General features: G+C 69.1%; 30 protein-coding genes. 8 read left to right on the top strand and 22 right to left on the bottom strand.

What is annotated here, in order from left to right; genetic code table 11:
* The first annotated feature begins 62 nt into the window (after positions 1 to 62).
* A complete protein-coding gene (locus ACQHIV_RS02665; RefSeq protein ID WP_427891284.1) occupies positions 63 to 404 on the top strand; it encodes a YybH family protein in 342 nt (113 codons plus the stop codon).
* Here ACQHIV_RS02665 and ACQHIV_RS02660 read toward each other — a convergent pair.
* The 4 genes from ACQHIV_RS02660 to ACQHIV_RS02645 form a co-directional block, all read right to left on the bottom strand.
* Entirely contained in the window at positions 401 to 904 is a 504-nt protein-coding gene (locus ACQHIV_RS02660; protein ID WP_427891282.1) for a DivIVA domain-containing protein, read from the bottom strand. The genes ACQHIV_RS02665 and ACQHIV_RS02660 overlap by 4 nt on opposite strands.
* On the bottom strand, positions 904 to 2,025 hold the full coding sequence (gene rlmN, locus ACQHIV_RS02655) for a 23S rRNA (adenine(2503)-C(2))-methyltransferase RlmN (RefSeq protein WP_427891280.1): 1,122 nt from the start codon (positions 2,023 to 2,025) through the stop codon (positions 904 to 906). The genes ACQHIV_RS02660 and rlmN overlap by 1 nt, the downstream gene beginning before the upstream one ends.
* 105 nt (positions 2,026 to 2,130) lie before the next feature.
* Positions 2,131 to 2,790 carry a C39 family peptidase gene (locus ACQHIV_RS02650; protein WP_427891278.1) on the bottom strand — a complete coding sequence of 220 codons (660 nt, stop codon included), beginning with the start codon at positions 2,788 to 2,790 and terminating at the stop codon, positions 2,131 to 2,133.
* A 96-nt stretch (positions 2,791 to 2,886) separates the two neighbouring features.
* Positions 2,887 to 3,783, bottom strand: a complete 897-nt coding sequence (locus tag ACQHIV_RS02645) for an LLM class flavin-dependent oxidoreductase (RefSeq protein ID WP_427891276.1) — start codon at positions 3,781 to 3,783, stop codon at positions 2,887 to 2,889.
* A 62-nt stretch (positions 3,784 to 3,845) separates the two neighbouring features.
* On the opposite strand from ACQHIV_RS02645, the gene ACQHIV_RS02640 reads away from it, so the two are divergent.
* Both ACQHIV_RS02640 and ACQHIV_RS02635 read left to right on the top strand, forming a co-directional pair.
* Complete coding sequence (locus ACQHIV_RS02640; protein WP_427891274.1) at positions 3,846 to 4,247, top strand: MarR family winged helix-turn-helix transcriptional regulator; 402 nt, start codon at positions 3,846 to 3,848, stop codon at positions 4,245 to 4,247.
* A 28-nt stretch (positions 4,248 to 4,275) separates the two neighbouring features.
* Positions 4,276 to 5,235 carry an MsnO8 family LLM class oxidoreductase gene (locus tag ACQHIV_RS02635; protein ID WP_427891272.1) on the top strand — a complete coding sequence of 320 codons (960 nt, stop codon included), beginning with the start codon at positions 4,276 to 4,278 and terminating at the stop codon, positions 5,233 to 5,235.
* Here the strand turns inward: ACQHIV_RS02635 and ACQHIV_RS02630 are convergent.
* The 6 genes from ACQHIV_RS02630 to rpsB form a co-directional block, all read right to left on the bottom strand.
* On the bottom strand, positions 5,225 to 5,815 hold the full coding sequence (locus tag ACQHIV_RS02630) for a GNAT family N-acetyltransferase (RefSeq protein WP_427891270.1): 591 nt from the start codon (positions 5,813 to 5,815) through the stop codon (positions 5,225 to 5,227). The genes ACQHIV_RS02635 and ACQHIV_RS02630 overlap by 11 nt on opposite strands.
* Complete coding sequence (locus ACQHIV_RS02625) at positions 5,812 to 6,660, bottom strand: phosphatidate cytidylyltransferase (RefSeq protein ID WP_427891268.1); 849 nt, start codon at positions 6,658 to 6,660, stop codon at positions 5,812 to 5,814. Before ACQHIV_RS02625 ends, ACQHIV_RS02630 begins: the two co-directional genes overlap by 4 nt.
* On the bottom strand, positions 6,660 to 7,214 hold the full coding sequence (gene frr, locus ACQHIV_RS02620) for a ribosome recycling factor (protein ID WP_380196954.1): 555 nt from the start codon (positions 7,212 to 7,214) through the stop codon (positions 6,660 to 6,662). The genes ACQHIV_RS02625 and frr overlap by 1 nt, the downstream gene beginning before the upstream one ends.
* A 92-nt stretch (positions 7,215 to 7,306) precedes the next feature.
* The gene (gene pyrH / locus ACQHIV_RS02615; protein ID WP_344188123.1) at positions 7,307 to 8,068 is read right to left on the bottom strand and encodes a UMP kinase; all 762 of its coding nucleotides are present in this window, start codon (positions 8,066 to 8,068) and stop codon (positions 7,307 to 7,309) included.
* A gap of 56 nt (positions 8,069 to 8,124) precedes the next feature.
* Complete coding sequence (gene tsf, locus ACQHIV_RS02610; protein WP_427891266.1) at positions 8,125 to 8,943, bottom strand: translation elongation factor Ts; 819 nt, start codon at positions 8,941 to 8,943, stop codon at positions 8,125 to 8,127.
* An 84-nt stretch (positions 8,944 to 9,027) separates the two neighbouring features.
* On the bottom strand, positions 9,028 to 9,996 hold the full coding sequence (gene rpsB, locus ACQHIV_RS02605) for a 30S ribosomal protein S2 (protein ID WP_427891264.1): 969 nt from the start codon (positions 9,994 to 9,996) through the stop codon (positions 9,028 to 9,030).
* 286 nt (positions 9,997 to 10,282) lie between these two features.
* Here rpsB and ACQHIV_RS02600 point away from each other — a divergent pair, with 286 nt between their 5' ends.
* Positions 10,283 to 10,915, top strand: coding sequence for a M23 family metallopeptidase (locus tag ACQHIV_RS02600; RefSeq protein WP_427891263.1), 633 nt, complete (start codon positions 10,283 to 10,285; stop codon positions 10,913 to 10,915).
* 3 nt (positions 10,916 to 10,918) lie between these two features.
* Here the strand turns inward: ACQHIV_RS02600 and ACQHIV_RS02595 are convergent, their stop codons facing one another.
* Genes ACQHIV_RS02595 through ACQHIV_RS02585 form a run of 3 tightly spaced genes read right to left on the bottom strand, consistent with a single transcriptional unit; the run spans position 10,919 to position 12,844 of the window.
* Positions 10,919 to 11,323 (bottom strand): VOC family protein, encoded by a 405-nt coding sequence (locus ACQHIV_RS02595; protein WP_427891262.1) that lies wholly within the window; start codon positions 11,321 to 11,323, stop codon positions 10,919 to 10,921.
* 51 nt (positions 11,324 to 11,374) lie between these two features.
* The gene (locus tag ACQHIV_RS02590) at positions 11,375 to 11,854 is read right to left on the bottom strand and encodes an RrF2 family transcriptional regulator (RefSeq protein ID WP_209694222.1); all 480 of its coding nucleotides are present in this window, start codon (positions 11,852 to 11,854) and stop codon (positions 11,375 to 11,377) included.
* Between the two features lie 51 nt (positions 11,855 to 11,905).
* Positions 11,906 to 12,844 carry a tyrosine recombinase XerC gene (locus tag ACQHIV_RS02585; RefSeq protein ID WP_427891261.1) on the bottom strand — a complete coding sequence of 313 codons (939 nt, stop codon included), beginning with the start codon at positions 12,842 to 12,844 and terminating at the stop codon, positions 11,906 to 11,908.
* A gap of 136 nt (positions 12,845 to 12,980) precedes the next feature.
* Here ACQHIV_RS02585 and ACQHIV_RS02580 point away from each other — a divergent pair, with 136 nt between their 5' ends.
* From ACQHIV_RS02580 to dprA, 4 genes are all read left to right on the top strand, one after another.
* Positions 12,981 to 14,615 carry an APC family permease gene (locus ACQHIV_RS02580; RefSeq protein WP_427891260.1) on the top strand — a complete coding sequence of 545 codons (1,635 nt, stop codon included), beginning with the start codon at positions 12,981 to 12,983 and terminating at the stop codon, positions 14,613 to 14,615.
* A gap of 75 nt (positions 14,616 to 14,690) precedes the next feature.
* Positions 14,691 to 15,047 (top strand): YraN family protein, encoded by a 357-nt coding sequence (locus ACQHIV_RS02575; protein ID WP_427891259.1) that lies wholly within the window; start codon positions 14,691 to 14,693, stop codon positions 15,045 to 15,047.
* Positions 15,047 to 16,627, top strand: a complete 1,581-nt coding sequence (locus ACQHIV_RS02570; protein ID WP_427891257.1) for a YifB family Mg chelatase-like AAA ATPase — start codon at positions 15,047 to 15,049, stop codon at positions 16,625 to 16,627. Before ACQHIV_RS02575 ends, ACQHIV_RS02570 begins: the two co-directional genes overlap by 1 nt.
* A gap of 668 nt (positions 16,628 to 17,295) precedes the next feature.
* Positions 17,296 to 18,456: a DNA-processing protein DprA gene (gene dprA, locus ACQHIV_RS02565; RefSeq protein WP_427891256.1), complete on the top strand. Its 1,161-nt coding sequence runs from the start codon at positions 17,296 to 17,298 to the stop codon at positions 18,454 to 18,456.
* 12 nt (positions 18,457 to 18,468) lie between these two features.
* Here the strand turns inward: dprA and ACQHIV_RS02560 are convergent, their stop codons facing one another.
* From ACQHIV_RS02560 to rpsP, 9 genes are all read right to left on the bottom strand, one after another.
* Complete coding sequence (locus ACQHIV_RS02560) at positions 18,469 to 18,792, bottom strand: DUF2469 domain-containing protein (RefSeq protein WP_012922325.1); 324 nt, start codon at positions 18,790 to 18,792, stop codon at positions 18,469 to 18,471.
* Positions 18,789 to 19,571, bottom strand: coding sequence for a ribonuclease HII (locus tag ACQHIV_RS02555; RefSeq protein WP_427891254.1), 783 nt, complete (start codon positions 19,569 to 19,571; stop codon positions 18,789 to 18,791). The genes ACQHIV_RS02560 and ACQHIV_RS02555 overlap by 4 nt, the downstream gene beginning before the upstream one ends.
* Before the next feature lie 51 nt (positions 19,572 to 19,622).
* On the bottom strand, positions 19,623 to 20,396 hold the full coding sequence (gene lepB, locus ACQHIV_RS02550) for a signal peptidase I (protein ID WP_427891252.1): 774 nt from the start codon (positions 20,394 to 20,396) through the stop codon (positions 19,623 to 19,625).
* Positions 20,393 to 21,022, bottom strand: coding sequence for a signal peptidase I (lepB, locus tag ACQHIV_RS02545; protein WP_380196323.1), 630 nt, complete (start codon positions 21,020 to 21,022; stop codon positions 20,393 to 20,395). The genes lepB (ACQHIV_RS02550) and lepB (ACQHIV_RS02545) overlap by 4 nt, the downstream gene beginning before the upstream one ends.
* A 145-nt stretch (positions 21,023 to 21,167) precedes the next feature.
* On the bottom strand, positions 21,168 to 21,527 hold the full coding sequence (gene rplS, locus ACQHIV_RS02540; RefSeq protein WP_427891250.1) for a 50S ribosomal protein L19: 360 nt from the start codon (positions 21,525 to 21,527) through the stop codon (positions 21,168 to 21,170).
* Between the two features lie 172 nt (positions 21,528 to 21,699).
* Positions 21,700 to 22,896, bottom strand: coding sequence for a tRNA (guanosine(37)-N1)-methyltransferase TrmD (gene trmD, locus ACQHIV_RS02535; protein WP_427891248.1), 1,197 nt, complete (start codon positions 22,894 to 22,896; stop codon positions 21,700 to 21,702).
* Entirely contained in the window at positions 22,886 to 23,428 is a 543-nt protein-coding gene (gene rimM, locus ACQHIV_RS02530) for a ribosome maturation factor RimM (RefSeq protein ID WP_427891247.1), read from the bottom strand. Before rimM ends, trmD begins: the two co-directional genes overlap by 11 nt.
* A 188-nt stretch (positions 23,429 to 23,616) precedes the next feature.
* Positions 23,617 to 23,868 carry an RNA-binding protein gene (locus tag ACQHIV_RS02525; RefSeq protein WP_131292053.1) on the bottom strand — a complete coding sequence of 84 codons (252 nt, stop codon included), beginning with the start codon at positions 23,866 to 23,868 and terminating at the stop codon, positions 23,617 to 23,619.
* Between the two features lie 5 nt (positions 23,869 to 23,873).
* Positions 23,874 to 24,380, bottom strand: a complete 507-nt coding sequence (rpsP, locus tag ACQHIV_RS02520) for a 30S ribosomal protein S16 (RefSeq protein ID WP_427891245.1) — start codon at positions 24,378 to 24,380, stop codon at positions 23,874 to 23,876.
* Positions 24,381 to 24,423 lie beyond the last annotated feature (43 nt).

Genomic DNA, 24,423 nt, shown 5'->3' with positions numbered 1-24,423 from the left:
CAGCCGATCATCCCAGACCGGGTACGCCGGGACTGTCGGTGGCTTGCTCTAGCGTGAACGGCATGACAGCCCAGTCGCCGCACGACCTCTCCCAGCTGATTGTCGACCGGCTCAACGCCCACGACGTCGACGGCCTGGTCGACCTGTACGAGCCGGATGCGGTGCTCGCGCTCCCGGACGGCTCGCTCGCGGTCGGTCACCAGGCGATCCGGGCGTACTACGCCTCGCTGCCGCCGGACCTCACCGCGCGGCCGGGCAAGCAGTCTCCGACGCTCGTCGCCGGAGATCTGGCGCTGACGTCGACTGTGCTCAGCCCGACGGTCGCCACCGCGGAAGTTGCGCGCCGACAGCCGGACGGGACCTGGAGGTGGATCCTCGACCGGCCGAACGTGTTCGAGGTCTAGACGAGCCAGGTCGCGGCTTCGTCGAGGAAGGCGTCGACCTCGGACATGTCGTAACCCTCGGTCAGGCGGACCGTGCGGAACTGCACGTCGCGGACCTCCTGCGCCGTCACCGGACGACTGACCGGCTGGCCGTTCACGGTCGCCATCACCCGGTCGACCAGGTCGTCCACCTGACCGACGTCGTAGCCCTCGCGGAGTCGCACCGGAGTGAACTGGGGCGCCGAGCGTCCTACCGCAACGCTTGGCGCCGGTGCGCTCGGCGGCGGCGCACCCGGGAGCCAGCGTTCGGCCTCGGTCAGGAAGTTGTCGACCTCCTCGATCGAGTACCCAGGCCCGAAGACCGGCGTACCGAAGGCAGCCTGGCGGAGGTCGCCGACTGTGACGTCCGGCCCGGCGGACCGGCGTTCGGCGGTGGCGACGATCCGGTCGACCAGTGCGTCGACCTGGGCGCAGTCGTACCGCTGCCCCATCCGGCGGACCCGGAACTGCGGGCGGAGCATCAGGACTTGCTCGCCGCGGCGAGCTGCCCGCAGGCGCCGTCGATCTCCTGGCCGCGGGTGTCGCGGACCGTGACCGGAATGCCGCCGGCCTCGAGCCGCCGGACGAACTCGCGCTCGTCGGCCGGGTCGGACGCGGTCCACTTGGAGCCGGGCGTCGGGTTCAGCGGGATCAGGTTGACGTGCACCCAGCCCCAGTTGCCACGGGCGCGGAGCTTCTCGGCCAGCAGGTCGGCGCGCCAGGCGTGGTCGTTGATGTCGCGGATCATCGCATACTCGATCGAGACCCGGCGCTTGGTCTGCTCGGCGTACGCCCAGGCCGCGTCCAGCACCTCGTCGACCTTCCAGCGGTTGTTGATCGGCACCAGCTCGTCGCGCAGCTCGTCGTCCGGCGCGTGCAGCGACAGCGCCAGCGTCACCGGGATCCCCTCGGTCGCGAGCTGGTTGATCCGCGGCACCAGCCCGACCGTCGACACGGTCACGCCGCGCGCCGAGATCCCGAGGCCCTCCGGCGACGGGTCGGTGAAGCGCCGGACCGCGCCGATCACGGCCTTGTAGTTGGCCATCGGCTCGCCCATGCCCATGAACACGATGTTCGAGACCCGCCCCGGCCCGCCGGCGATCTCGCCGCGCGCCAGCGCCCGCGCACCGTCGACGACCTGCTCGACGATCTCCGCGGTGGTCATGTTCCGGGTCAGGCCGCCCTGGCCGGTCGCGCAGAACGGGCACGCCATCCCGCAGCCGGCCTGCGACGACACGCACATCGTCACGCGCCCCGGGTACCGCATCAGCACCGACTCGACGAGCGAACCGTCGAGCAGCTTCCACAGCGTCTTCCGGGTCTCGCCGTTGTCGCACTCCAGGTCGCGGACCTTGGTCAGCAGCGGCGGCATCAGCTCGCCGACCAGCTTGTCGCGGGTCGCGGCCGGCAGGTCGGTCATCTCGGCTGGGTCGGACACCAGCCGGGAGAAGTAGTGGTTGGACAGCTGCTTGGCCCGGAACGCGGGCTCGCCCAGCGCCTCGACCGCCGTCCGCCGCTCCTCCCCGGACAGGTCGGCCAGGTGCCGCGGCGGCTTCTTGGCACGGCGCGGCTCATCGAAGACAAGAGGCAGGGAGGTAGACATAACCGCCCTATTGTCGCCCGCCGGTGTGGCGCTTCACAAATTCACATCCGTTTCGTGCCGTGGATCACGCCGGACGCCGCGCCGCGGCGGCGCCCGGCGCCGGCCTCAGGCCGCGTAGCCCTTCGGCGGGATGAGGGTGGCGAGCTGGTCGAAGGTCAGCCAGTACGTCGCTGTCGGGGCGAAGCCGGCCGGGTCGGCGATCAGCACGGTCTGGTCGCCGGAGTCGTACCCGATCACCGTGAAGTAGTGGTAGATCGTGTAGTTCGGGTAGCCCGGCGGGTGGTTGTTGGCCGGGGCAACGATGTTGGCGACGATCGGGTAGTTGTTGTCGATGTCGAGCACGATGTCCCGCCAGAGCAGGTCGCGCTGCGCCTGGGTGGGCGGGTCGTTCGGCATCTCCTTGGTCTCGTACCAGCCGGTGCCGACGTGGTTGTTCAGCACCCGCGTGACCTGACCGATCCAGTCCGTGCCGTTGGTCGTGGTCGGCAGCTCGTCGGCGAGCTGCTGCTGGCTGGGCGGTGAGATCCGGGCGGAGAGTGCGATCCGGGTCGCGGCCGGGCCGCACCAGTAGCCGGTCTGCTGGTACTGGAAGTCGATGTTCAGCGTCTTGACGCTCTGCGTCGAGTAGCCGAGCTTCGGCACCGGCTTGGTCACTGCGATCGACGTGCCGGCCGGTACGGCGCCGGCGGCGTTCACCGGGAGGACCGCTGCCGCGATCAGCGTGAGACCGCAGAGCGCGGCCTTGAACTTCGTCGTGGGAATCATGTCAGCTCCTCACTGGACGACCGGGGCGGATCGTCTGTGTTTGATGCTGACACACTCAGCCGCATTGCGGTGAAAAAATCACCGCACGGTTCGATCTCAGTCGAAAGGGTCGATGATTTCCCGCACCAGCCACTCCACGACGCGGTCGGGATACGGGCTCCGCAGTGACAGCACGATGTGGTCGAACCCCAGCCCAACGGCCTCCCGGACGATCGCCCGCGTCTCGGCCGGGTCGTCGTACGACACGATCTGCTGCAGCGAGCGGCTGATCGCCGCCGGGTCCCGCCCGATCCGCTCGCACTCCGCGTCCAGTCGGCGGATCCGGTCGGCGAGGGTGCCGAAGTCGGTGTGCGGCGGGCCGCTGATGTTCCACTGGTCGGCGTACTGCGCGACCAGTCGCAGCATCCGGTCACCCCAGCCGCCGATCAGCAGCGGCGGACCGTCCTTCTGGACCGGCTTCGGCGAGTTCCGGTTGCGCTCGAGGGTGTAGTACCGGCCGTCGAAGTCGAACTCCTCCTCGGTCCACATCCGGCGGAGGATCTCGATCGTCTCGCGGAGCCGGCCGAGGCCCTCCCGCGGCGGTACGAGTTCGAGGCCGTAGGCGAGGTACTCCTCGATCCCCGGATTCGGTCCCGCGATGCCGTGCCGGTCGGCGGGCTGCACGGTGCCGCCTGCGCCGAGGCCCATGATCAGGCGGCCGTCGGAGATCACGTCGAGCGTGCTGGCGATCTTGCCGAGGACGGCGGGGTGGCGCGCGCGGTTGTTGGTGACCAGCAGGCCCAGTCGTAGCCGGGTCGTCTGCGCGGCGAGCGCCGTCAGGAGGGTCCAGCCTTCGAGTACGTCGCCGTCCTTGGGGCCACGGAGCGGGAGGAAGTGGTCCCACAGCCAGGCGTCGCCGATCTGCGGGAACTCGTCGGCCTCGAGCCAGACACGGCGGATGTCGGCGTACGGGACGTGCATCGGGGTGGTCTTCAGACCGAAGGTCGGTGGCATAATCATCAGGGTAGCTGATGATCAATATTCCTGACGATCAGTTCCCCGGTAGATTCGGCGGTATGTCGGAACGGCTCGGGTATCTGCTCAAACACGTCCTCGCGCAGCTCACCGAGGCGCAGACGGCCGCGCTCGCGCCGCACGGGCTGAACGGGCGCGACCTCGCGGTGCTGAACGCGGTCGCGTCCGGCGAGCCGCTCTCCCAGCTCGAGGTCGCGGCGCGGCTCCGGGTGGACCGGACGTCGATCGGCGACCTGCTGGACGGACTCGAGGAGCGCGGTTTTGTCGAACGCCGGCGCAGTTCCGAGGACCGGCGGCGGAACGTCGTCGTACTCACGGCTCTCGGGGAGTCGACGTTCGCCGCGGCCGAGGAGGTTCGATTGGAGGTGGAGCGGGCGTTCCTGGCTCCGTTGGGCGATGCCGCGCGATTCCGGGACGACCTGCGACTACTGCTAGGGGAATGAGGTCTCCGGCGGGCCGGTTGGACTTTGCATGGTCTCCGTCCCGCTGTCAGTTCTCGACCGCTCTCGGACGCGTGTGGGCGAGTCGGAGGCGGAGACGCTGCGCGCGACGGTCGAGGTGGCGCAGCAGGTGGAAGAGCTCGGCTACAAGCGTTTCTGGGTCTCGGAGCACCACAGCGTGCCCGGTGTGGTCGGCTCGGCGCCTACGGTGCTGGCCGCGGCCGTTGCCGCGCGCACCGATCGGATCCGCGTCGGCACCGGCGGCGTGATGCTGCCGAACCACAGGCCACTCGTCGTGGCGGAGCAGTTCGGCGTACTGGAGTCGCTGTATCCGGGCCGGATCGACATGGGCCTCGGCCGCTCGGTCGGCTTCACGAACGGCGTACGGCGGGCGCTCGGGGTGGAGAAGGACGCGGCGGACGACTTCAGCGGCCAGGTCCAGGAGCTGCTCGGCTATCTGGCCGGTACGTCGTCCGTGCACGCGCGGCCCGGCGAGGGGCTGCGGATCCCGCCGTACATCCTGGCCGTGGGCGAAGGCGCCGCGATCGCTGCCGCGCTGGGGCTTCCTGTTGTGCTCGCGTCACGCCCTGACTCGGCTTCGTTGCTGGAGGACTATCGCAGCACATTCCAGCCGTCTGCCTGGGCGCCGGAACCTTATGTGATCCTCGCAGTGACTGCGGCGGTCGCCGACTCCACCGAGGCAGCGCGGCAGTTGCTGCTGCCCGAGGCCTGGGCCAGCGCGTACTCGCGGACTCGCGGCGTCTTCCCCCCGCTCCAGGCCGACGTACCGGCGGAACTGACGGCGCGCGAGCAGGAGTACTTCGGCAACGCGCTCCGCGGCCAGATCTACGGCACCCCGGCCGAGGTCGACGAAACGCTCACCGACCTGGTACGCCGTACTGGCGCCGACGAGCTGCTCGTCACGACCAACACGTTCGACCGGGCCGCACTGCTCGCGAACTACGCGGCGCTGGCAAAGCTCACCGGCTGATCCGGTCCTCGAGCCGCTTCCGCACGTCCGGCCACTCGTCGGCCAGGATCGAGAACACGACCGTGTCCCGGAACGAGCCGTCCGCCTGCCGCATGTGCCGTCGCAGCACGCCTTCCCGGGTCGCCCCGAGCTTCGCGATCGCGGCCTGCGAGCGGGTGTTCTTCGTACCGGTCTGGATCTTCACGCGGCCGAATCCGCACGTCTCGAACGCGTGCTCCAGCAGCAGGAGCTTCGTCGCCGGGTTGACCGCCGTGCCCCACACCGCCGGCGCGTAGCCGGTGAAACCGAGGTGGATCCGCTCGTTCACCACGTCGACGTCGGCGAGGCTCGACGTACCGACGACGGTGCCGTCGGCAACCAGCCGGACGACGTACGCGAACCGCTTCTCGGCGGCGGGGATCCACTGGGCGCGCATGTCCTCCGCGCTCGCCGGCAACGCCCCGGGGCCACCGCCGAAACCGCCCGCGAACACCTGCTCGTTGCCGATCGCGGCGTACAGCTCGTCGATGTCCGACGCCTGCATGCGGTCCAGGCGTACGACGTCACCGATCAGCGGACGTCCGTCGGGAGCAATCGTCATGCTTTCACCAGGAGATGCAGGAGGAGCCACACGATCGGGGCGGTGGCGAGGAGCGAGTCCAGGCGGTCCATCACGCCACCGTGACCGGGCAGCAGGTTCGACATGTCCTTGATGCCGAGGTCACGCTTGATCATCGACTCGCCCAGGTCACCGACCGTCGCGGTGAGGACCGCGACCGCGCCGACGATCGCGCCGACCCACCAGTCACCGTGCAGCAGGAAGACCACTGCGGCGACGCCCGCGCCGATACACGCGAGCGCCGAGCCGGTGAAGCCCTCCCAGGACTTCTTCGGGCTGATCGTCGGCGCCATCGGATGCTTGCCGAACAGCACGCCGGCCGCGTACCCGCCGACGTCGCTGGCCACCGTGACGACGAAGAACGTCACCACCCGGCCCGGACCGTCCGCGTCCGGCTGCACCAGCAGGATCGCGAACCCGGCCAGCAGCGGCACGTACCCGATCAGGAACACCCCGGCACTGGCGTCGCGGACGAACCCGACCGATCCACCCGGCATCCGCCAGAAGATCGTCCCCAGCACGGTGAACCCGAGCGCCACCAGCAGCGCCATCGGGCCGCCGAAGTACGCCGCCAGCAGCATCGCCGCCGTACCGACGAACAACGGGATCTTCGGGATCACCGCACCGCCGGTGCGCAGCGCCTTGATCATCTCGTCGACCGCCACCAGGACGGTCGCCAGCACCAGGACGACGAACAGCACCTTCTGCCAGTACAGCGATCCGAGGATCAGCGCACCGAGCCCGACACCCACCGCGATCGCGGCCGGCAGGTTCCGCCCGGCGCGGCTCGGGCTGGGACTCGGCGCGGGCGTGCTCTCGACGCCCATCACACCTCGAGCAGTTCGGCTTCCTTGTGCTTGAGCAGGTCGTCGATGGAGTCGACATACTTCTTCGTCAACCCGTCGAGCCGCTTCTCAGCACTCTTGCCCTCGTCCTCGCCCGCGTCGCCGTCCTTGACCGTCTTGTGTACCTGGTCCATGGCGTGCCGGCGGATGTTGCGGACCGAGACCTTGGCGTCCTCGGCCTTGGTCTTCGCGACCTTGATGTACTCCTTGCGGCGCTCCTCGGTCAGCGCCGGCAGCACGACCCGGATCACCGCGCCGTCGTCGCTCGGGTTCACCCCGAGGTCGGAGTCGCGGATCGCCTTCTCGATCGCGGCCATCGCGCCCTTGTCGTACGGCGAGATCAGCACCGTGCGGGGCTCGGGGACCTGGAAGCCGGCCAGCTGCTGCAGCGGCGTCGGGCTGCCGTAGTAGTCGGCCAGGATGCCCGCGAACATCTGCGGGTGGGCGCGGCCGGTGCGGATCGCGGCGAAGTCGTCCTTCGCGACCTCCACGGCCTTCGCCATCTTCTGGTCGGCATCGCGGAGAGCTTCGTCGATCACGGCCATTCCTCGCTTCCTCTGGGCCGCCTCGGCGCGGCCACCTGTGTCCCGATCCTAGTCGTACGTGGCTGACAACCGGTTATCGGGGTTTATTGCCCCCGCGAGACGACGGTGCCGATCTTCTCGCCGTGGATGACGCGCTCGATATTGCCCTCTTCGAGGCCGAAGATCACGATCGGCAGCGCGTTGTCGCGGGCCAGGCTGATCGCGGTGGCGTCCGCGACCCGCAGCCCGCGGGCCAGGAAGTCGTCGTACGACAACTGGTCGAACTTGACCGCGTCCGGGTTCTTCTTCGGGTCCGAGTCGTACACGCCGTCCACGCCCTGCTTGCCCATCAGCAGCGCCTCGGCGCCGACCTCGAGGGCCCGCTGCGCGGCGACCGTGTCGGTGGAGAAGTACGGCATACCGGAACCGGCGCCGAAGATCACCACGCGGCCCTTCTCCAGGTGCCGCTCGGCCTTGCGCGGGATGTACGGCTCGGCGACCTGGCCCATCGTGATCGCGGTCTGCACCCGCGTCTCGATGCCGAGCTTCTCCAGGAAGTCCTGCAGGGCCAGACAGTTCATCACGGTGCCGAGCATGCCCATGTAGTCGGCCCGGTTCCGCTCCATGCCGCGCTGCTGGAGCTCGGCACCGCGGAAGAAGTTGCCGCCGCCGACCACCACGGCGACCTGGACGCCGGCCCTGGCCACGTCCGCGATCTGCTTGGCGATCGAGTTCACCACGTCCGGGTCGACGCCGAGCTTGCCGCCACCGAACACCTCACCCGAGAGCTTCAAGAGCACCCGGTGATAGGCGGGCGAGAACGGCGAAGAGGCCGGACTCGTCTCGGTACCCAGGGTTTCCGTCACGATTCCGGCCTCCTCGTTGGCTGTGCTCGTTGCCTTGCGCTCAGATCCTTACGGGATCAGGCGCCGACCTCGAAGCGGGCGAACCGCTTCACGGTCACACCGGCCTCGTCCAGCACGGCCTTCACGGTCTTCTTGTTCTCCGTGACCGACGGCTGCTCGAGCAGCACGACGTCCTTGAAGAAACCGTTCACCCGGCCCTCGACGATCTTCGGCAGGGCGCCCTCGGGCTTGCCCTCCTCGCGAGCGGTCGCCTCGGCGATCCGCTTCTCGTTCTCGACCGTCTCGGCCGGAACCTCGTCGCGGGTGGTGTAGAGCGGACGCATCGCGGCGGCCTGCATGGCGGCACCGCGGGCGGCCTCGACGTTGTCGCCCTCGAACTCGACCAGCACGCCGACCTGAGCCGGCAGGTCCGCGGCGCGCTTGTGCATGTACGCCGTCACCTTGCCGTCGAACACGGCCACCTTGCCGAGCTCCAGCTTCTCGCCGATGACCGCGGCCAGGGCCTCGATGTTCTCGGCGACCGACTTGCCGTCGGTGAGCTTCTCGTTGAGCAGGCCCTCGACGTCGCCGACCTTGCTGGCCGACGCGTGCGCGACGATGTCGGCGGCGAGCTGCTGGAACTGCTCGTTCTTCGCGACGAAGTCGGTCTCGCAGTTCAGCTGGACCAGCGCGTTCTCCGCCGCGGCCACCAGGCCGTTGGTGGCGGACCGCTCGGCGCCGCGCTTCTGCGCCTTGGCCGCGCCCTTGATGCGCAGCTCCTCGATGGCCTTCTCGAAGTCGCCGTCGGTGGCCTCGAGCGCCTTCTTCGCGTCCATCATGCCCGCGCCGGTGGTGTCGCGGAGCTTCTTCACGTCAGCGGCGGTGTAGTTCGCCATTCCTCGTTCTCTCGTTTTCTCGATGCGGCTGGATGAGCGGGCGGTGGTGCCGTCCGGCGGTGAACCGGACGGCACCCGTGGCGATCAGGCCTCGTCGGCCTTCGGCGCGTCGTCCGTCGCCTCGGTGATCTCGGCGTCGGTGGCGACCGGCTCGGTCAGGACCTCGGCCGCGGCCTCGGCCTCGGCCTCGGCGGGAGCCTCTGCCGGGGTCTCGTCGGCCTTCGGCGCGGCCTCGTCGGCCTTGGCCTCGGTCGCCTTCTCGTCACCGGCCTTGCCGTTCTGGCTCTCCAGCAGCTCGCGCTCCCAGGCGGCCAGCGGCTCTTCCGCACCCAGCTCCTCGCCGGCCGCGGCGGAGCCCTGGCCGGAGCGGCCCATCAGGCCGTCCGCGACGGCGTCCGCGACGACCCGGGTGAGCAGGCCGACCGAACGGATCGCGTCGTCGTTCCCCGGAATCGGGTAGTCGACCTCGTCCGGGTCGCAGTTGGTGTCCAGGATGCCGATGATCGGCAGCTTCAGCTTGCGCGCCTCGTCGACCGCGAGGTGCTCCTTCTTGGTGTCCACGATCCACACGGCGGCCGGAACCCGGGCCATGTCGCGGATACCGCCGAGGGTCTTGAGCAGCTTGTCGTGCTCGCGACGCTTCTGCAGCAGCTCCTTCTTGGTGACACCGGAGGCGGCGACGTCGTCGAAGTCGATGAGCTCGAGCTCCTTCAGACGCTGGAGCCGCTTGTTCACGGTCTGGAAGTTGGTCAGCATGCCGCCCAGCCAGCGCTGGTTCACGTACGGCATCCCCACCCGCGTCGCCTGCTCGGCGATCGCTTCCTGCGCCTGCTTCTTGGTACCGACGAACAGGATCGCCCCGCCCGACGCGACCGTGCTGCGGACGAACTCGTACGCGCGGTCGATGTAGGACAGCGACTGCTGCAGGTCGATGATGTAGATGCCGTTGCGCTCGGTGAGGATGTAGCGCTTCATCTTCGGGTTCCAGCGCCGGGTCTGGTGCCCGAAGTGCACGCCGCTCTCGAGCAGCTGCTTCATGGTCACGACGGCCATGAGGTGGTCTCCTTATTGCGACCCGGGGTGTTTCCGGGTCTACTCGGTTGTCACGCCACGGACCGGGTTGGCCCGTGGCTCCTGATGCCCGTCGCGCGAATCCACCCGGACTGCTCCGGGACCGTTGGATTGACGCACTTGTGCGGGCATGCGTAGTCGCCCCGCTCACACGGGGCGCCACCGGAAGTGTACGTGACCGCCCACCCGCAACGCGAACCGGCCCCGGTTGTCCACAATCGCCCGATCCGCGCCGATTCACCGGCCCGAAACCGGCACTTTCTCCGGCATGACCATCGCCTTCTCCACGCCGGCCCCACCCCCCACCGGACCCGTCGCCGGGTGGCCCCTGGATCCCCGCCCCGAGATCGTCCACGGCTTCGAGCTCCCCGCGAAGCCGTGGCTCCCCGGCCACCGCGGCGTCGACCTCGCCGGCCGACCCGGCCAACCGGTCCTCGCCGCCACCCCCGGCACGATCACGTACGCCGGTCCCGTCGCCGGCCGCGGCGTCGTCACGATCACGTACGGCGCCCGCCGTACGACGTACGAGCCCGTCGTCGCCGATGTACCGGTGGGGACGTCCGTCCGCACCGGGACCGTCATCGGGCGGCTGTCCGCTGTCGGCTCGCACTGCCTGCCGAGAGCGTGCCTGCACTGGGGCCTGCTCCAGGCGAAGCAGTACCTCGATCCCCTGAGTCTGCTCCCCAGCCGCCCGGTCCGCCTACTCCCCCTCACAGCCGCACCCTCGACGGGCGCCGCCCGGACCATCCCAGCCCCGACGGGCGGGTCGGAGCCCCGGATCGGCGGGCCGCAGCCCCGGATCGGCGACGCGGGCTACCGGAATCGGCGCGCGGCGAAGCTGATCATCGCTGTGACGGCCGCGCTCACGCTCGCCGCGGGCCTGGTGATCAGACGCCCCTGAGCCCTACTGGTGCGGCAGGTTCAGCTGCCACGACACCCCGAACCGGTCGTTCACCCAGCCGAACTTCTTGCTGAACCCGTACTCCCCCAGCGGCATCAGCGCGCCCCCACCCTCGACCAGCGCGTTGTACAGCCGCTCGAGCTCGGCCTCGTCCGCACAGTCCACGAAGAACGACATCGAAGGCGTGAAGGTGAATCCATGATGCTGGAAGCTGTCACTGCACATGAACTGCTGCCCGGCCAGCCGGAACACGGCGACCATCACCGATCCCTCGGGACCGGGCCCCTCGGCGCCGTACTTGTGCATCGACACGACCTCGGCGTCGTCGAACAGCGACAGGTAGAAGTTCATCGCCTTCTCCGCGCCGCCCTCGAACATCAGGAACGTCTTGATCTGCTGCTCGGCCATCGCTCATCCCCTAAAGTCGCGGCTTATATAAGTCACGACTGTAGCATTGGGTCAGCTCCCCGGGACCCGCGCCTGCCAGGCGTCCTCGTCCCGCGAGCGGCGCTCGACGCCGGCCGGGAGCTTGTTCCGGGCGAGATCGGTCAGCGTGGTGTTCTCGAGGACGTCGCGGAGGCTGGCCCGCGCCGCGATCCAGACCCGCTGGAGGACCACCGCGTGCTCGTTGTACGTGACGCTCTCCGGCCGGACGCCCGAGATGCTCACGATCGGGCCGTCGACCGCACGCATCACGTCGGCGACCGAGATCTCGTTCGGGTCGACCGCCAGCCGCCACCCGCCGGACTGACCGCGCTGGCTGGACAGCACCCCGGCCCGGCGCAGGTCGGCGAGGATCCCCTGCAGGAACCCGTGCGGAATGCCCTGCGCCCGGCTCAACTCCTCGGCCGACACCACCGAATGGTCGTTGGCCACCCATCGCTGGGTGATCTCGATCAGAGCTCGCAACGCATAGTCAGACTTCGCCGAAACCCGCATGTCCCGAAGTCTGCCGTATTCCGGCACCCACCCGCCGCATTCGGCCCTCGGTCATGCCCTGGGGTGTGCCTGCTGGTACGCCTGCCGCAGCCGGTCGGTGGAGACGTGGGTGTAGATCTGCGTGGTCGCCAGGGACGCGTGACCGAGCAGTTCCTGCACGCTGCGCAGATCCGCTCCGCCTTCCAGCAGGTGGGTGGCCGCGGTATGCCGCAGCCCGTGCGGCGCCAGATCCGCGTCGACGACGGCCACCCGCTGGTGCACCATCCGCCGTACCGTCCGCTGATCGATCCGCCCGCCGCGCGCCCCGAGGAACGCCGCCGGCCCGCTTCCCTCGCGTACGAGCCGCGGCCGCGCCTCGGCCAGCCACCGATCGATCGCCTCGCCCGCCGGGACGCCGTACGGCACCGACCGCTCCTTCCGGCCCTTGCCGAACACCCGGACGACGCGCCGCTCCCGGTCGATGTCGTCGACGTCGAGGGAGCACAGCTCGCCGACCCGGATCCCGGTGGCGTACAGCAGCTCCATGATCGCCAGGTCGCGGAGCCCGACCGGACTGCCGTCGTCCGCGGCGACCGCGGCGGCGTCGAGCACCGTCCGGGTGTCGGCCTGGCCGAGCACCCCCGGAAGCGTTTTGTGCGCCTTCGGGCTGGCGAGCAACGCTCCGGGATCCGTACTGATGCGCCCGGTCCGCCGTGCCCAGCCGGTGAACACCCTTGCGGCGGTCGCCCGGCGGGCCATCGTGCTGCGGGATTTCCCCAGACTTTGCTGTTTGGCCAGCCAGGACCGCAGACCCCGGATATCGAGGCCCTCGAGGTCATCGTGACCAAGCCGAATCAAATGTTCGAGTAAATCCGCCACATCTCCGATGTAGGCTCTCACGGAGTGAGTGCTGAGGTCTCTTTCCGCCGTCAGATGCCTTTCGTAGTCAGCAAGTAACACAGCGAAACTTTCCGGCATGGAACGGTTTCCGCTGACTTCGTCCGGCGTCATCCCTCGACGATGCGTGAGGCGGCCCGGCACTGCAAGGCACCGCGCGGGGGCCGAGAAGAGGAGGTCTGGTCGATAGCCCGACGGTCGACTACTGTTCGGCCCGATTGCCCTAGTAGCAACGGAGGCACCCCTGACCATGGCCCCCTCAGCGAACGGACAGACCGTAGGCCGGCGCCTGCCGGTCGAGTCGGCGTTCACTCGAGTCGAGGACGCACGGCACCGTCTGCCGCGGCTGTTCGGTCGTCGCGACCTGGTTGTACTCGGCCTGGGCGTGATGATCGGCTCCGGCATCTTCAGCATCAGCGGCGTTCAGGCAGCGAACGTGTCCGGACCGGCAGTGATCCTGTCGTTCGTGATCGCCGCGATCGTCTGCCTGCTGGCCGCGGCCTGCTACGCCGAACTGTCGTCGACGATCCCGGTCTCCGGCAGTGCGTACACGTTCAGTTACGTGACGTTCGGCGAGGCGTGGGCATGGCTGGTCGGCTGGGCACTCGTCCTCGAACTCGTCACCGCGGCGGCGATCGTCGCGCGCGTCTGGTCGGCGTACTTCCTCGCCACGCTCGACGGGTTCGGCGTCACGCTGCCGAGCGGTATCGCGCAGTTCTTCGGGCCCGAGGCCAAGGTGAACCTGGTCGCCCCGCTGCTGCTGCTGATCCTCACCGCGCTGATCGTGACCGGCACCAAGCTGTCGTCGCGGGTGCTGACGATCGTCGTGATCGCGAAGGTCGCGGTGATCCTGCTCGTCGTGGTCGTCGGCGCGACCCACATCAAGATGGAGAACTACCACCCGTTCATCCCGCCGGCCCGGGCCGCGCCCGCGATGGCGGATCCGACGGTGCTGGGCTGGATCCTGGACTCCTCGTTCGGTTCGTTCGGGATGATGGGCGTCTTCACGGCGGCGAGCACGATCGTGTTCGCCTACATCGGGTTCGACCTGATCGCGACCGCGTCCGAGGACGCCCGTAGCCCGCGCAAGACCGTGCCGCAGGGCATGCTGCTCGGCGTCGGCGCCGTGACGATCCTGTACATCGCGATGGCCGTCGTCCTGGTCGGCATGCGCCCGTACGGGCAGCTCGGCGGCAAGGCGCCGGTCTCCGAGGCGCTCGCCTCGGTCGGTGTCGGCTGGGCCGCGAACGTCGTCAACGTAGGCGCGCTGCTCGCGTTGATGACCGTGATCATGGTGGTGCTGATCGCGCAGAGCCGAGTGCTGTTCAACATGGGCCGCGACGGCCTGCTGCCGAAGAGCCTCGGCCGGGTCAGCCGGGTGTACTCGTCCCCCGCACGTGCCGCGGCCGCCGCCGGCATCGCCGCGCTGGTGCTGACGCTGTACCCGAAGGTGCTGGACCTCGAGGAGCTGCTGGTCATCGGCGCCCTGTTCTGCTTCGCGTTCTGCGCTGTCGGCGTGCTCCGCCTGCGCCGCACGGAGCCCAACCTGGAGCGTGGCTTCCGGGTGCCGTTGGTCCCGCTGATCCCGCTGCTCTCGCTGGCGGCGACCGTGTGGCTGATGCTCAACATGAAGACGGGTAGCTGGATCAAGTTCCTGGTGTGGATGGGCATCGGCATCACGATCTACGGCCTCTACGGCCGCTGGCACAGCCGCCTCGCCAACGAGGACAGCTGGGACTTCGACCTCGGCGACACCGATCCCGGCACCGGCGGCCTTCAGGCGATCCGCTCCGGCCACGACCACTCCACCGAACTCCGCGCCATCCGCACCCCCCCCGAACAACAGGCGCAGAAGTCCAACCGCGGCAAACACATGCGCAACTGAGGTTGTCCACAGCGGAGAAGTGACCGCTGATTCGCGGCCCGATCCCGGCATCTTCTCTGCCGGAGGTGGTCACGAATGCGGACCAAGACAGCAGTCGGGAAGTACGGCGAAGATCTCGCCGCGAGGTATCTGACCAGCAACGGTTTCACCGTGCTGGAGCGCAACTGGCGGTGCCAGTTGGGCGAGATCGACATCGTCGCCCGCGAAGGCAGCACGCTGGTCGTGTGCGAGGTGAAGACGCGCCGTGGGCGCAACTACGGCTCGCCGCTGGAGTCGATCACCTACAAGAAGCTCACAACCCTCCGCAAGCTGGCCGGACGCTGGCTGCAGACCCACGAGGTCCGCCCATCGGCGATCCGGATCGACGTCATCGCGGTCGTCTTCGACAACAACACACCGCCGACCGTCGACCACCTCCGGGGCGCAGCCTGATGGCACTCGCCCACGCCTGGTCCGTCGCCCTCGTCGGTCTGGAGGGCCACCTGGTCGAGGTCGAGACCGACATCTCGCAAGGCCTGCCGAAGACGACTCTCATCGGCCTGCCGGACGCCTCGCTCACCGAGGCCCGCGACCGCGTCCGCGCCGCGGTCGTCAACAGTGGCGAACGATTCCCCGATCGCAAGATCACCATCGGCCTGTCACCCGCCACCCTTCCCAAGACCGGCTCGCACTATGACGTTGCGATCGCGCTGAGCCTGCTCACCGCGGCCGGCGTCGTCGCCCATGCCGCGCTCCGGCAGACCGCGATCATCGGCGAGCTCGGCCTCGACGGCCGGGTCCGGGAGGTCCGCGGCGCACTTGCCATGACACTGGCCGCTGCCCGAGCCGGCTTCGAGCGGATCGTCGTGCCCGACCTGAATGCCAACGAGGCACGGCTGGTTCCGGGCATCGACGTGTACGGCGTGCGCTCACTGCGGCAGGTGCTCGCGCTGTTGCGCGGCGTCGAGGTCCCCGACGAGGAGCCGTCACGGGCCGAGCCACGGCTGTTGTCCGAGTCGCTGACCCGCGTTCCCGATGTCGACCTCGACGACGTCATCGGCCACCGCGACGGGCGGCGCGCGATCGAAGCCGCGGCCGCCGGCGGCCACAACCTGTTCCTGCACGGACCACCGGGGTCCGGAAAGACCATGCTGGCCGAGCGTCTCGGTGGGTTACTGCCGGATTTGTCGATGGAGGACTCGCTGGAAGTCTCGGCGGTGCATTCGCTGGCCGGCCTGCTGACCAGCGATGCGGAGCTCGTGACCCGACCACCGTTCATCGCCCCGCATCACACCGCATCGCTGGCCAGCCTTGTGGGCGGCGGCTCGGGTGTGCCCCGTCCAGGAGCGATCAGCTGCGCACATCGCGGCGTGCTGTTCATCGACGAGGCAGCCGAGATGCACCCGCTGACCCTCGACACGCTGCGCCAGCCGCTCGAGTCCGGATACATCGAGATCCATCGCGCCGCGGCGGTCGCCAAGTTCCCGGCCAGGTTCATGCTCGTCATGGCAGCGAATCCCTGCCCGTGCGGGCTTTCCGGGACAGACCTGGGCTCGTCCTGTACCTGTACGCCACAAGTACTTATGCGCTATCGGCAACGAATCAGCGGCCCGATCAAGGACCGCCTCGACATCCAGCGGCACATCCTCCCGGCGGCTCGGACGATCACCGCCGGCGAAGCATCCGAGTCGACCGCCGTTGTCGCCGCCCGCGTCCAAGACGCCCGCGACCGACAGGCATTCCGCTACAAGACCACCGGCTGGATCCTCAACAGCGAGGTGCCAGGCCCGGTCATGCGCCGCGAGCACCCACTGAACGACGCCGGCCAAAAGCTCCTCGAAGACCTGTACGCCGCCGGCCGCATCACCGCCCGCGGCCTGGACCGCGTAGTCCGCCTCGCCTGGACACTCGCCGACCTCCAAGGCGCCACGCACCCAACCGTCGACCTCACCCACGAAGCCTTCCAACTCCGCACCGGCGAACTCCTCACCCCCCTCGCCGACACCCGCCCCCTCAAAGGACCCACCTCATGAACCCCCACCCCATCACCACCCCTGGATCTCCCCCAGCCCTGGCAATCCGAGCGAGCACTTCACCAGCCCCAGCAATCCGAGCGGGCGCCTCCCCGGCCCCCAGAACGTCAGCCACCACTCCCCCAGCGCTCGCAACCACAACCCCTGCGTTCGCGGGCCGAGGCTCGGCGAGGTTCGCCACGGCGGCCCCGGCGAGTCCGCGCCGTGCGTCCGGGCCCAGGGCACTTCGGGACTGCCTTCCGGCCGTCGCAGCAAGGCTTACGGCCGGCGTCGGTTTTCTTCCGGCCGGCGCAGCGAGGCTTGTCGCCGGCGTCGGCGTCCTGCCGGCTGCGGCTGTCACGGCAGCGGATGTAACGCCTGCGGATGTCATGGCGGCGGATGTAGGGCCTGCGGAGGGCACGCCTGCGGCTGTCACGGCAGCGGATGTAGGGCCTGCGGAGGGCACGGCTACGGATCGCACGGCTGCGGATCGCACGGCTGCGGATCGCACGGCTGCGGATGGCATGGCTACGGATGTCGCGGCTACGGATGTCGCGGCTGAGCCGGTGAATGACTGGTCGTCTGAGGTACTCGGCGGGTTTGCGGGAGCGACCAGTCATCTGGGAGGGACTGTGGGATCGGATCGTCTGGGAGCGGGTTCTGGAGCGGGGGCTGGTGGCGGGCGGGCGGTGGGACAGTTGGTGGGCTGCGGGGACGGGGGTGACGACCGGCTGGCGCGAGTGGGGTTGTCGCGGGTGGTCGAGCCGGGTGACCTCAACGCGTTGAAGGCATTCGACGGCATGGCCGCGGCGGAGATCTGGGACGTGCTGCGGCGGAAGGCTCGCGGGACCGAACGCTGGTGGGCGCGGCTGGCCGAGGTCGAGCCGGAGCGTGATCTCGAGCGGGCGGCTGCGATCGGCGGGCGATTCGTGATTCCGGGCGACGACGAGTGGCCGGACCAGATCGAGGTGCTGGCCGAGGCGGGGCAGCTCGGCCGCCGCGCCGGGGTGCCGTTCGGGCTGTGGGTCAGGGGTCCGCTCAATCTCCGGAAGACGCTGAGACAGTCTGTCGCGGTGGTCGGCTCGCGCGCGTGTTCGTCGTACGGCGAGCATGTCGCGGCGGAGCTTTCGTCCGGAGTCGCCGATAGCGGGTTCGCCGTCGTGTCCGGGGGTGCGTTCGGAATCGATGCGGCGGCGCACCGCGGCGTGCTCAGCACGTCGGGAGTCACGGTCGCCGTGCTGGCGTGCGGTGTCGACCAGTTCTACCCGCGACGGAATTCGGCGCTGCTGAGCCTGATCGCCGAGCGGGGTCTGCTCGTGAGCGAGCTCCCGCCCGGATCCGCGCCGACCCGGCTCAGGTTCCTGGCGCGCAATCGCCTGATCGCGGCAGCCACCCTTGGCGTTGTCGTGATCGAGGCAGCAGTGCGAAGCGGGGCTCTCAACAGCGCGGGCTGGGCGGAGCAGTGCGGTCGAGCGGTCCTCGCCGTACCGGGTCCTGTCACGTCCCGAATGTCCGAAGGCACCCACCTGCTCGTCCGTGAGCGAGGCGCGGTCCTCGTGACGAACGTCGCCGAGGTCATCGAGGCGATCTCTCCGCTGGGCACCCGCCTGGCGCCACGTGCGGTCGCGCCGACCACGCCGTACGACCAACTCGACCACGACCACCGCCGCACGCTGGACGCGGTGCCTGTCGTACAGTCCGCGCCGGTCGCCCGTATCGCCGTCACCGCGGGCCTCGACGTGCAGACCACCCAGGAGTGCCTGGAGTTCCTGGCCGCGCTCTCCATGGTCGAGCACGACGAAACCGGCTGGCGCCTGCTACCCGCCAGCCCCGCGCCGGACACCACCTGAGTGGGGGTGGTGTCAGCGGCCGAAGTCGGAGTCTTTGGGGACCTCGAGGTCGGACTTGGCGAGTTCTTCGATGTTGACGTCGCGGAAGGTGACCACCTTCGCGTTCTTCACGAAGCGGGCGGAACGGTAGACGTCCCAGACCCAGGCGTCGGCCATCGTGACCTCGAAGTACACGTCGCCGCCCTCGGTGCGGACCTTCAGGTCGACCGCGTTGCACAGGTAGAAGCGCCGTTCGGTCTCGACGACGTACTTGAAGATCCCGACGACGTCCTTGTACTCCCGATAGAGCTGGAGCTCCATATCGGTCTCGTACTTCTCAAGGTCGTCAGCGCTCATGCCTGCACCTCGCTGCGCTCGGCTCCGGCATGAGCGCTGGAGGCGGCAGTGTTGTTGGTTCGCTCGCTACGCTCGCTCACAGACAGGCTCTCCACTCCGGTGGGACTGGTCACATTCTGTCCCATATCGGGCCGCAGACTGCGGCGGACATTCTCGAACCGCCGTCGATGTTGTGGGCACGGGCCGTATTCGTCCAGTGCCGCCTGGTGTTCCGGGGTGCAGTAACCCTTGTGGATGCCGAACCCGTACTGCGGGTACTCCTTGTCCCAGTGCTCCATCACCCGGTCCCGGGTCACCTTGGCGATCACGGAGGCGGCCGCGATGCAAGCCGCCACGCGGTCACCCTTCCAGATCGCCAGCCCGGGTACGCCGAGACCGTCGACCGGGAAGCCGTCGGTGAGGACGTACTCCGCGCGGACGTCGAGCCGGAACAGCGCCCGGCGGAGCGCCTCCACGTTCGCGACGTGCATGCCGAGCCGGTCGCACTCGGGCGCCTCGATCGCGACCACCGACCAGGCCAGCGCCCGCTGCCGGATCTGCTCGTAGCACCGTTCCCGGGCCTTCGCGGTCAGCAGCTTGGAGTCGGCCAGCTCCGGGATCTGACCGCGCTTGCCCTCCGGGAGGATCACCGCGGCCGCCACCAGCGGGCCCGCACACGGCCCACGACCGGCCTCGTCGACGCCGGCGATCGGATCCAGGCCGACGCGTCGCAGCGCCCGCTCGTACCCGTACAGCCCGGCGTCTCGCCGTACCGTGCTTCCGCGCGGCAGCGCGCTCATCCAACCCTCCGCATCACACGACTTACCCTAGGCGCCAAGGGGGACAGAACGTCACTTGGGCGGTGGCGTCAGGGATATCGAGGGTTTGTCCGGTGCGGGACCGGGAGCCGGGACCGATTTGAACGTCTCGGGGACGCCGAGTTTGGCCCAGCGGTTGGCCGGCCAGACGACGGCTATCGCCCGTCCGGTGACCTTGTCGAGCGGTACGAACGCCGCGTCGCCCTGGTTGCCGCCGTTCGCGTCCAGGTCCTGCAGGTGCACGCGGGAGTCGCCGGAGGCCGACCGGTGGTCGCCCATCACGAAGATCCGGCCGGCCGGGACGGTCACCTGGAAGTCCATCTGGGACGGGGCATCCCCGGGATACAGGTAACTGGTCTCGTCCAGTGGCTGGCCGTTCACCAAGATCCGGCCCTTGCTGTCGCAGCAGGCCACCTTGTCGCCCGGCATGCCGATCAGGCGCTTGATCAGGTGGCCGTGGCTGGAGTCCGGCAGCAGGCCGACGATCTCGAAGAACCGGCCGATCGAGCCGCGCTTCTGGCCGCTCTCCTCCTGGCCCAGCCAGCCGCCCGGGTCCTCGAACACGACCACGTCACCGCGCTTCACGTCGGTGAGCTTCTCCACCACGACCCGGTCACCGACCAGCAGCGTGTTCTCCATCGACTCGCTCGGGATGATGAACATCTGCCCGACGAACGCCCGCAGGATCGACGAGACGATCAGGGCGCCGACCACGATCAGCACGAACTCGCGGGCCGCCGCCGCGAAACCCGAGCGGTGGGCGGGCTTGGTGTCCTTGGCGTCCGGCTTGGTCGGTGTATCGGTCACTTCTTCAGCCCCGGCTTCTTGAAGGTATCCGGAGGACGCAGCATCGTCATCCGGTCAGACGGCCAGATTACGCAACAAGCCCGGCCAACCACGTTCTCGACCGGTACGAACCCGCCGCCGGGCCCGCCCATGTGTGCCCGGGAGTCGGCCGAATCGGCCCGGTTGTCGCCCATCACCCACAGGTGGCCAGCCGGGACCAGGACGTTGAACGGGTACTCCGACGGCTTGGCGTCCTTCAGCAGGTACTCGCGCTCGTCGAGCGCGATGCCGTTGACGGTGATCTGGCCCTGCTTGTTGCAGCAGATCACCCGGTCGCCGCCGATCCCGATCACCCGCTTCACCAGGTGACCTTCGCCACTGCGCGGCAGGATGCCGACGAACTCGCCGATCCGGCGCAGCGTGCCCGGCTCGGTGGGCGCCTCGTTCAGCCAGTTGGCCGGGTCCTTGAACACGACGATGTCACCGCGCTGGACGTCGCGGTGCATGTAGCTGATCTTCTCGGCGAGGATCCGGTCGTCCTTGGTCAACGTGTCGTACATCGACTCGGACGGGACGTAGAACGCCTCGGCGACGAACAGCCGGAGGACCACCGTGATGACGAGCGCGAGCACCGTGACGGTGCTCATCTCGACGAGCAGGCTGAGCAGCGGGTTCCGCTGCTTCAGCCTGCGATGCCGCCCTTTGCTGCGACGTGCCCTCTTGGATACCGGGCGAGGGCGAGCGCGAGTCGCAGTGCTCGGCGCCATCGGTGACCGTCGTCGTTACGCGGCGTCAGGAGGCCGGTACTTCGCGCTTCTCCTTGATCTTCGCCGCCTTGCCGCGCAGCTCGCGCAGGTAGTACAGCTTGGCGCGGCGGACGTCGCCGCGGGTGACGATCTCGATCTTGTCGACGATCGGGGTGTGCAGCGGGAAGGTCCGCTCGACACCGACGCCGAAGCTGACCTTGCGGACCGTGAAGGTCTCCTGCAGGCCACCACCGTGGCGGCGGATCACGACACCCTGGAAGACCTGGACGCGGGACCGGTTGCCCTCGACGACCTTGACGTGCACCTTGACGGTGTCACCGGCGCGGAAGGCGGGGATGTCGTCGCGCTTGCTCGCGTTGTCGAGCTCGTTCAGGATGTTGCTCATCTTCAGGTGTCTCTTTCTCGCGCGTGCCACAGGTCACCCACGAATCTCGGTGGTGATGAAGTCATCAGAAGGCTGCCGGTCGGTGGTCACCCCCTGTGGCAGGAGCACCGAAGGGCAGCAGCAGACAATCTTGCCACACGCCCTACACGGTGACGAAATCAGCCGGGGCGAGCTACTTACGGCGACGGCGCTTCGCGAGGTGCACCAGGTCGACCTTCGGCGTCTGCGCCTCCCGGCCGGTCTCCCGGTACCCCGCTTTCCGGTACAAGGCCAGGTTCCGGTCGCTCAGCGCACCGGTGTCCAGCGCGTACGACGTGACCTCGGCCGGCGCGAGCTGTTCGGCGGCACGCAGCAGCCGGGCGCCGAGGCCGCGGCCTTGCCAGTCCGGGGCGACGATCAGCCGCTCGACATGCCCGACGGCCTCGTCAACGACCAGCTGGACCGATCCGACGATGCGGGTACCGGCCACGGCCTTCAGTACGCCGCCACGCTCCACGCGGGCCACGGTCGCCGCCGGGTCGTCCGTCAACGGCGGGATCGTGTAGTCGTCGTACAGCCGCGCCTCGGACAGGAACGCGGCCAGCTGCAGTACGTGGATCTCGCCGGCGTCGTCCACCGTCGCGGGCAGGACACGCACACCTTCCAGCCCGTCCTGACCGGACAGTACGTCGCCCCACGCCGCCAGCAGATCCGGCCGGCGTTCGGCGGTACGGCGTACCGACTCCTCGTGGCGCCACTCCGCGATCAGGCCGTGGTTCCCGGAGAGCAGGACCTCCGGTACGTCGTGCCCGCGCCAGGCCGGGGGCTTCGTGTACACCGGGTACTCGAGCAGGCCGTCCCCGGAGTGCGACTCCTCCGCCAGTGACTCCGGGTTGCCGATCACGCCGGGCAGCAGCCGGGCCACGGCCTCGACCATCACGAGTACGGCGACCTCGCCGCCGTTCAGCACGTAGTCGCCGATGGAGACCTCGTCGACGCGCATCCGCTCCGCCGCGTACGACGCCACGCGCGCGTCGATGCCTTCGTACCGGCCGCAGGCGAAGGCGAGCCAGGGCTCCGCGGCCAGCTCATAAGCGAGCTCTTGAGTGAAAGGGCGACCAGCAGGCGTCGGAACGATCAACCGGGGCTGTGCAGGGCCGTCCACGGGCGCCAGGGCGTCCAACGCCTGCCCCCAGGGCTCGGGCTTCATCACCATGCCGGCTCCGCCGCCGTACGGGGTGTCGTCGACGGTCCGGTGCCGGTCCTGGGTCCAGTCGCGCAGGTCGTGCAGGTGGACGTCCAGCAGGCCGCTCTTGGCCGCCTTGCCCACCAGCGAGACGTCCAGCGCGGCCAGGTACTCCGGGAAGATCGAGACGACGTCAAGCCTCATCGGTCGGGACCACCTCGGCGCCCTCCGGGTCCAGCAGGCCCGGCCGGTCGGCCACCACGACGTACCGCTTGTCGACGTTGATCTCCGGGACGAGCTCCTCGACCAGCGGGACCATCACCACGTTGCCCGCCGTACGGCGGATCTCCAGCAGGTCCTGGGCCGGCAGGTGCACGATGTCGACGACCTCGCCCACGCCCGCGCCGTCGGTGGTCCGTACCGCCAGGCCGACCAGGTCGCGGTCGTAGTACTCCTCCGGGTCCTCCGGGCGCTCGTCGCCGTCGACCTCCGACTGGACGAACAGGTTCCGCAGCTGCTCCGCGGCGGTCCGGTCCGGCACCTCGGCGAACTTCACCAGCAGCCGCCCGCTGTGCCAGCGGCTCGCGGCCACGGTCAGCGTCCGGGACACCTTGGCGTCGGTCACGACGACCGCGCCGTCCGCGAACCGCCGCTCCGGCTCGTCGGTCCGCACGTCGACCCCGACCTCACCCTTGATCCCGTGCGCCCGCCCGATCCGACCGACTGTCACCAGCACTGCAAAACCCTTCCAGGAAGTCCCACTGGCCAGTTCGTCCAGCGATGCTGGACATTCTGTCGCATTTCACGCGACAGCTGTCACACCAGCCGCACCGAGAAGCGCGAGTAGGCGGGGGTGGGGAAACGGAGTACAAGACGAAGGGCCGCACCCGGTTCGGGGGCGGCCCTTCGTGTGGACTGCTGAGGTCAGCGGCGCGGACGCCGGTTGAACTCGTCGACGAAGTCGATGCGCAGCGAGGACTCGGAGCTGAGGGCGCCGACGACGGTGCGGATCGCGGTGGCGGTGCGGCCGTTGCGGCCGATCACCTTGCCGATGTCGTCGGGGTGGACATGCACCTCGAGGGTGCGTCCACGCCGCAGGTTCCGGGCCCGGACGCTGACGTCGTCGGGGTTGTCCACGATGCCTCGGACCAGGTGCTCGAGCGCCTCGGTCTCCATCATCGTCAGGCCTCGGTGGTCTCGGCCGCAGCCTCGTCGGCCTTCGGCTCCTCGGCCTTGGCCTCGTCAGCCTTCGGCGCGTCCTCGGCCTTGGGGGCCTCGGCGGCGTCGTCCTTCTTCTCGGCCTTCTTCGCCGTCTTCTTGGCGGTGACGGCCTCGGTCTTCAGCGAGCCGTGGGCCTCGGCCAGCGCCTCGTTGAAGATCTCCTGCTTGTCCCGCTTCGGCTCCTTGACGCGCAGCGGCGCCGGGGCCTCCAGGCCCTTGAACTTCTGCCAGTCGCCGGAGGCCTTGAAGATCGCCTCGACGGCCTCGCTCGGCTGCGCGCCGACGCCCAGCCAGTACTGCGCCCGGTCCGACTCGACGCGGATGAACGACGGCTCGGTCTTCGGGTTGTAGATCCCGATCTCCTCGATCGCCCGGCCGTCCCGCTTGGTGCGGGCGTCCATGACGACGATGCGGTAGTGCGGGGTGCGCTTCTTGCCGATGCGCTTCAAACGGATCTTGACTGCCACTTTTGGGTGGTCTCCCTTGGAAATTACAGACTGGGTGAGCAGC

It is taken from the genome of Kribbella polygonati (assembly GCF_050320105.1).
Taxonomy (GTDB): Bacteria; Actinomycetota; Actinomycetes; order Propionibacteriales; family Kribbellaceae; genus Kribbella.
Note: the sequence above shows the minus strand (reverse complement) of the source record. Positions and strands in the feature narration are given on the sequence as shown.